The 5,765-nt window shown below is 63.9% G+C and carries 5 protein-coding genes and 1 pseudogene; 2 read left to right on the top strand and 4 right to left on the bottom strand.

What is annotated here, in order from left to right:
* From EN879_RS22150 to EN879_RS22140, 3 genes and pseudogenes are all read right to left on the bottom strand, one after another.
* Window positions 1–366, bottom strand: a pseudogene (locus tag EN879_RS22150) (ABC transporter permease); the annotation flags it as partial.
* Window positions 363–1,940 (bottom strand): ABC transporter ATP-binding protein, encoded by a 1,578-nt coding sequence (locus EN879_RS22145; RefSeq protein WP_063170102.1) that lies wholly within the window; start codon window positions 1,938–1,940, stop codon window positions 363–365. The pseudogene EN879_RS22150 and the gene EN879_RS22145, both read right to left, overlap by 4 nt.
* 88 nt (window positions 1,941–2,028) lie before the next feature.
* On the bottom strand, window positions 2,029–3,033 hold the full coding sequence (locus EN879_RS22140) for a BMP family ABC transporter substrate-binding protein (RefSeq protein WP_013530296.1): 1,005 nt from the start codon (window positions 3,031–3,033) through the stop codon (window positions 2,029–2,031).
* A gap of 253 nt (window positions 3,034–3,286) precedes the next feature.
* Here EN879_RS22140 and EN879_RS22135 point away from each other — a divergent pair, with 253 nt between their 5' ends.
* Window positions 3,287–3,871 carry an amino acid synthesis family protein gene (locus tag EN879_RS22135; protein ID WP_063170103.1) on the top strand — a complete coding sequence of 195 codons (585 nt, stop codon included), beginning with the start codon at window positions 3,287–3,289 and terminating at the stop codon, window positions 3,869–3,871.
* Window positions 3,868–4,452, top strand: coding sequence for an amino acid synthesis family protein (locus tag EN879_RS22130; RefSeq protein ID WP_063170104.1), 585 nt, complete (start codon window positions 3,868–3,870; stop codon window positions 4,450–4,452). The genes EN879_RS22135 and EN879_RS22130 overlap by 4 nt, the downstream gene beginning before the upstream one ends.
* 3 nt (window positions 4,453–4,455) lie before the next feature.
* On the opposite strand, the gene EN879_RS22125 is transcribed toward EN879_RS22130, so the two are convergent.
* Window positions 4,456–5,649, bottom strand: a complete 1,194-nt coding sequence (locus EN879_RS22125; protein ID WP_063170105.1) for an amidohydrolase family protein — start codon at window positions 5,647–5,649, stop codon at window positions 4,456–4,458.
* Window positions 5,650–5,765: the final 116 nt, after the last annotated feature.

Genomic DNA, 5,765 nt, shown 5'->3' with positions numbered 1-5,765 from the left:
GACCCAGGCCGCGCCTGCCACGATCGCCAGCGCCAGTGCTGCCAGCGTGTGGATGCCCGCGGGCAGGGGCATGGCAAAGCCGACCCAGGCGGCGGCGAAGCCGCCGAGGAACAGCTGGCCCTCGATGCCGACGTTGAACATGCCGCCGCGCAAGCCGATGCAGGCAGCGACACCGCAGATCAGGATCGGCGTCGTCTGCAGCAAGGTCCCGGCAATCTTCTCCTGATCGCCGAAGGCGCCGCGCAACAGTGTCATGAACACACGCACCGGGCTTTCGCCGACCATGAGGATGATGATCGCGCCCATCAGCAGTGCCACGCCGATGGCGATGACCTGGCCGGAAACGGCATGCAAATGGTCTTTCATGATGCGGTCTCCGCGGCGAATTCCGGTGCGGCCACGCCTGCCATCATCATGCCGATGCGCTCCTCGTCGGCGTCATCGCCAGAGACCTCGCCCATGATCCGCCCGTTGAACATCACCAGGATGCGGTCGGCAAGGGCGGCCAGTTCGTCGAGTTGCACGGAAATCAGCAGGATCGCGCGGCCGGCGGCGCGCTGGCGCATGATCTCGTCATGAATGGCCTCCTGGGCGCCGATGTCGACGCCGCGCGTCGGCTGGTCGATCAGCAGGAAATCGGCGCCATTGGTGAATTCGCGTGCCAGAACGACCTTCTGGATGTTTCCGCCCGAAAGCCGCTTGACCGCATCGCTCGGTCCGCGCGCGCGAATATCGAAGCTCTTGATCAGCGTTTCGGCGTTTTGATTTATGGCATTCCAGTTGAGCATGCCGCCACGACTCCATGGTGCACGATGCTGGCGGCCCATCAGGGTGTTGGCCGCTATCGAAGCGTTGCGATCGACCCCGCGTACCATGCGGTCGCCTGGAACATGGGCGAGGCCTGCCTGGCGGATCGCGGCGGGCGAGAGATCGGTGAGATTCTGGCCCTTCAGCCAGGCCCCGCCATGGCTTGCCGGCCGCAGGCCCGAAAGCACTTCCGCCAGCTCCGTCTGTCCATTGCCGGCCACACCCGCGATCCCCACCACCTCGCCGGAGCGGACCGTGAAACTGGCATCGCGAAGGGCCGGCAGCAGGCGATCGTCGCGCGCCCACAGATCCTTCACTTCGAGCACTACGTCGCCGTGCAGCGAAGCGCGCGGCCGGCGGTCGAAGCTGACCTCGCGGCCGACCATCATGTGCACCAACTGGTCCTTGCTGAGCTCGGCCGTCGGCCGGGTCGCCACCTTCCTGCCGTTGCGCAGCACCGTCACCGTGTCGGACACTTCCATCACCTCTTCCAGGTGATGCGAAATGAAGATCACCGTCATGCCCTCGGCCACGAAGCTGCGCAGCGTCTGGAACAGTTCGCGGCTTTCCTGCGGCGTCAGCACCGCGGTCGGTTCGTCGAGGATGATGGTGCGCGCGCCGCGCACCAGGACCTTCAGGATTTCGATGCGTTGCTCTATGCCGACCGAGAGCAGCCCGACGCGCTCGGTCGGATCGACCTGCAGGCCGAAGCGCTTCGACAGGTCGCGCGTTCGCGCCACCTGCGCAGCGTGGTCGATAAGTCCATGGCGACGGATTTCCATGCCGAGAAAGACGTTGTCGGCAACCGAGAGCGAGGGAACCAGCTTGAAATGCTGGTGAACCATGCCGAGGCCGGCCTTTATCGCGACGGACGGATCGGCGATCACGATCTCTTCACCGTTCAGCCGGATCGAGCCTTCGTCCGGCTGCAAGAGGCCGAACAGGATGTTCATCAGCGTCGTCTTGCCGGCACCGTTCTCGCCGATGATGGCGTGGATCTCGCCGCGGCGGACCGCAAGGTCGATGCCGTCATTGGCCACGAATGCGCCAAAACGCTTGGTGATGCCGGTCAACTCGACGGCCATCGCGGCATTGCTGTGGAGGGTCGGCGACCCCGGCGTGTTCGACAACATGGCTCTCGCAGATTGGACACTGATCCGCCGCGGCAAGCCGCGGCGGATCAGTCTAGCGCTTTCTTGGGAGGGAGGCGCTGGTGTTGGCTTATTTCGCCTTGGCGATCACGATCTTGCCGTCGACGATGCCCTTTTTGATCTCGTCGAGCTTGGCGGTCATCTCTGCCGGGATCTTGGCGGCGATGTCATCGCAGACCTTGACCTCGACACCGCCCGAGGCGAGGTCGAAAGTGCGGGTGCCGGCGGTGATCTTGCGGCCCTCGACCTCGTCCTTGATCAGCGTATAGACGGCGATGTCGCCGCGCTTCAGCATGCTGGCGAGCACATTTCCGGGGGCCGAGCCGCACATGTCGATGTCGACGCCGATCGAATATTTGTCGACCGCGGCACTTGCCTGCATCACGCCTTCACCCGTCGGGCCGGCGACGTTGTAGACAATGTCGGAGCCTTGGCCGTAAAGCGCCTGGGCAAGTTCGCTTCCCTTGGCCGGGTCGTCGAAGGTTCCGGCGAAGACGGAGTTCACCTTGACGTCGGGCGCGGCATATTTGGCGCCTTGCTCGTAGCCGCCCAGGAAGTTGCGGATCACCGGGATATCGCGGCCGCCGACAAAGCCGATGGCCTTGCCGTCGCCGATCTTGTCGAAGGCGGTGCCCTTAGCTTCGATCATGCCAGCAAGCGCGCCGGCGACGAAGGATCCCTGCTCCTCGGCGAAATTGGCGTAGATCATCTTGGGGTTGTCGAGGACGCCATCGATGAACACGAAGCGCTGGTCGGGATATTCGGCGCTGACCTTTTGCAGCGAGTCCACCAACTCCCAGCCCATCACGAAGATGAGGTCGTATTGCTTGCCCTTGGCGAGATTCTCGAACTGCTGCTGGTAGTCGAGCGCGCGATTGCCGGTGTCGACCAGCTTGAGGTCGATGCCGAAATCGGTCTTGGCCTTGTTGAGGCCGTTGACGATCGAAACGCCAAAACCCTGTGCGAAATATCCCGAGATCGCGGCCACGGAAACCTTGGCCTGTGCGGCGGCCGGTCCGAACGAAATGGCAAGCATCGTGCCGGCCAGAAATAAACTCTTGAGCGCCCTTTTCATGTCATTCCCCTTCAGCTTTTTTCAGCTTTTGAAGCCACGCTTTGACCATCCCCCACACATCGCCGGGACAACGGCGAGTTCGTTGATGGTCATATGAGTTTAGGAGCGGCTTAACAGGCTGTCAATCGTCATCCGATGCAGTTTTCTTGGCCCTTCGCCCGCTTGCTCGACGTCTGTGCTTGACAAATGTCGATAGGCATAATTGTTGATACTCTAACGAGTTTTATGAACGACGGGATGAAGGAAGAGAACAATGCCGGCTGTGGTGGTCAGGAAATTTCTGGTTCAGATCGAAGAGATATTCCATGAGGGCGGACCCCACGCGGCACGTCCGCTCAAGCGAGGCGCGATCGTCGCGCTCATCGCCAACCCTTTTGCCGGACGCTATGTCGAAGAGATCACCGGCTTCATGGAAGACCTGAAGCCGCTCGGTCTCGATATGGCTCGGCGCCTGATCGACTCCATTGGTGAGGGCGGCCAGGCCATCGAAGGTTATGGCAAGGGTGCCATAGTCGGCGCCGCCGGCGAGCTTGAACATGGCGCGCTCTGGCACAATCCGGGCGGCTACGCGATGCGCGAACTGCTCGGCAATGCCAAGGCGATCGTGCCTTCGACCAAGAAAGTCGGCGGCCCCGGAACGCGCATCGACATCCCGATCACGCACATAAACGCCTCCTATGTGCGCAGCCATTTCGATGCAATCGAGATCGGCATTGCCGATGCGCCGCGCAGCGATGAAATGGCGGTCATCCTGGCGATGACCACCGGCGCACGCGTTCATGCACGGGTCGGCGGCCTTGCCGCCGCCGACATCAAGGGTGAGGACGGACTGCGATGAGCCCGGAAATCCGCCGTATCATCACCATCGTCGAGGAAACCCGGATCGAAGGCGGGCGGCCCGTCGATCCGCCGACGCGGCGTGCCGCAGCCATTGCGGTCATCCGCAACCCCTATGCGGGTACCTACGTCGAGGATCTGTCGGCACTCAGCGCCATCGGCGAAGCGTTGGGAGATATCTTGCCCAGGCGCGCCGTCGCTGCTCTGGGCATTGCCGGCAACCGGGTCGAGAGCTTCGGCAAGGCGGCCGCCGTCGGCGCCGATGGCGAGCTCGAACATGCCGCCGCCATCCTTCATCCAAAGCTCGGCGCCCCGTTCCGCGACGTGCTCGGCAAGGGCGCCGCGCTCATTCCCTCATCGAAGAAGCGCGGCGGCCTCGGCGTGCCGCTCGATATTCCGCTCGGCCACAAGGACGCGGCGCGGGTGCGCAGCCATTTCGACGGCATGGAGGTTCGTGTTCCCGACGCACCGCGTGCCGACGAGATCGTCGTCGCTATCGCCGTCACCGATTCCGGCAGGCCGCACCCGCGCGTCGGCGGGCTGACCAAGGACAAGATTGTCGGCATTGACGGCGTCGGCTGACCGTCAGGCCGCCAGGACTTCCGGCACCCGCATCGCCGGAGGCGTATTTCTGCTCCGGCCTGTCCGCACCTCGCCGTCGATCACGACCATGCCAATGCCTGGAAGATTGCCGAGCGCCACGCTGTCGAGCAGCCCGTCGCCGGCACCGCCGATCGCTTGATCCATGAAGATCAGGTCGGCGGCGCGCCCCACCTCGATGATGCCGCGATCATCCAGTCCGCGCACGCGCACCGTGTTGCCGCTGGCAAAACAGAACGCCACTTCCGGCGCGATACCACCAAGCGAAGCCAGCATGGTCAGGGTCCGCAGGATGCCGAGCGGCTGGACGCCGGATCCGGCCGGGCTGTCGGTGCCGAGGATGACGCGCGAAAGTTCGCCGCGCTGCCTTGCCAGGTCGAGCACGAACAGTCCGGTGCGCAGATTGCCGTTATGGACGATTTCAAGCGCCCTCGAACCCTTCTCGCAGATCTGCCGTATTTCCGCCTCGGGCAGGGCGGTTGGCCCGCCATTGACGTGGGCGACGATGTCGGCGTCGACCTCCAGCACGACATCCGCGCCGATGCGGCCGGAGCCGGGCAGCGACGGGCCGCCTGTGTGGGTCATCGAGGTCATGCCGTATTTGCGCGCCCAGGCGATCATCTTCCGGCCGGTCGGCCCATCCTTGACGCCGCCAAGCCCGACCTCGCCGACAAGCGTCACGCCGGCCTCGGCGAGACTGCGGAAGTCTTCCTCGGTAAGGCCGGGTTCCAGGATCGGTGCCCCGGCCAGGATCTTCATGCCGTTCGGACGGAAGTTGGAGAAGGTGCGCTGCGCCGCGATCGCCAACGCCTTCAGCCCGACAAGATCGCGCGGTCGGCCCGGCGTGTGGACTTCCCCCGCCGAGATCATGGTGGTGACGCCGCCATGCACGGTCGAATCCATCCAGCCGATCTGGTTCTGCCGGGGCGTCCAGTCGCCGGCCACCGGATGGGCGTGGTTGTCGATAAGACCCGGCGCGACCGCACAGCCCATCGCATCGATGATCGTCGCCGCGCTGCCGCCATCAATGTCGCCTGCCTTGCCAATGCCTGATATGCGTCCATCGCTCACGACGATGGTGTCGGCGTCGATGATCGGTTGTGCGAGATCGCCGCTCAGCATGAGACCGATATTGCGGACGACGAGCGTGTTGGCAGACGACTGGAGGTCGGACGACATCGGTTCTCACTTTTGCTGTTATGGAAAAAAGGACTGGACGCGGCTTATTTGCCGCCGTCGCCATTCGTTGGGTCGTCGTCATTGATGCGCTGGAGCAGGCGAAGCAGCGTCGCCTG

Source organism: Mesorhizobium sp. M7A.F.Ca.AU.002.02.1.1 (assembly GCF_003998535.1).
Lineage (GTDB): Bacteria > Pseudomonadota > Alphaproteobacteria > Rhizobiales > Rhizobiaceae > Mesorhizobium > Mesorhizobium ciceri.
Note: the sequence above shows the minus strand (reverse complement) of the source record. Positions and strands in the feature narration are given on the sequence as shown.

Excerpts from the sequence above, each read along its gene's own strand:
- EN879_RS22145 (WP_063170102.1), bottom strand. The coding sequence starts at position 1,940 with ATGTTGTCGAACACGCCGGGGTCGCCGACCCTCCACAGCAATGCCGCG.
- EN879_RS22140 (WP_013530296.1), bottom strand. The coding sequence starts at position 3,033 with ATGAAAAGGGCGCTCAAGAGTTTATTTCTGGCCGGCACGATGCTTGCC.
- EN879_RS22135 (WP_063170103.1), top strand. The coding sequence starts at position 3,287 with ATGCCGGCTGTGGTGGTCAGGAAATTTCTGGTTCAGATCGAAGAGATA.
- EN879_RS22130 (WP_063170104.1), top strand. The coding sequence starts at position 3,868 with ATGAGCCCGGAAATCCGCCGTATCATCACCATCGTCGAGGAAACCCGG.
- EN879_RS22125 (WP_063170105.1), bottom strand. The coding sequence starts at position 5,649 with ATGTCGTCCGACCTCCAGTCGTCTGCCAACACGCTCGTCGTCCGCAAT.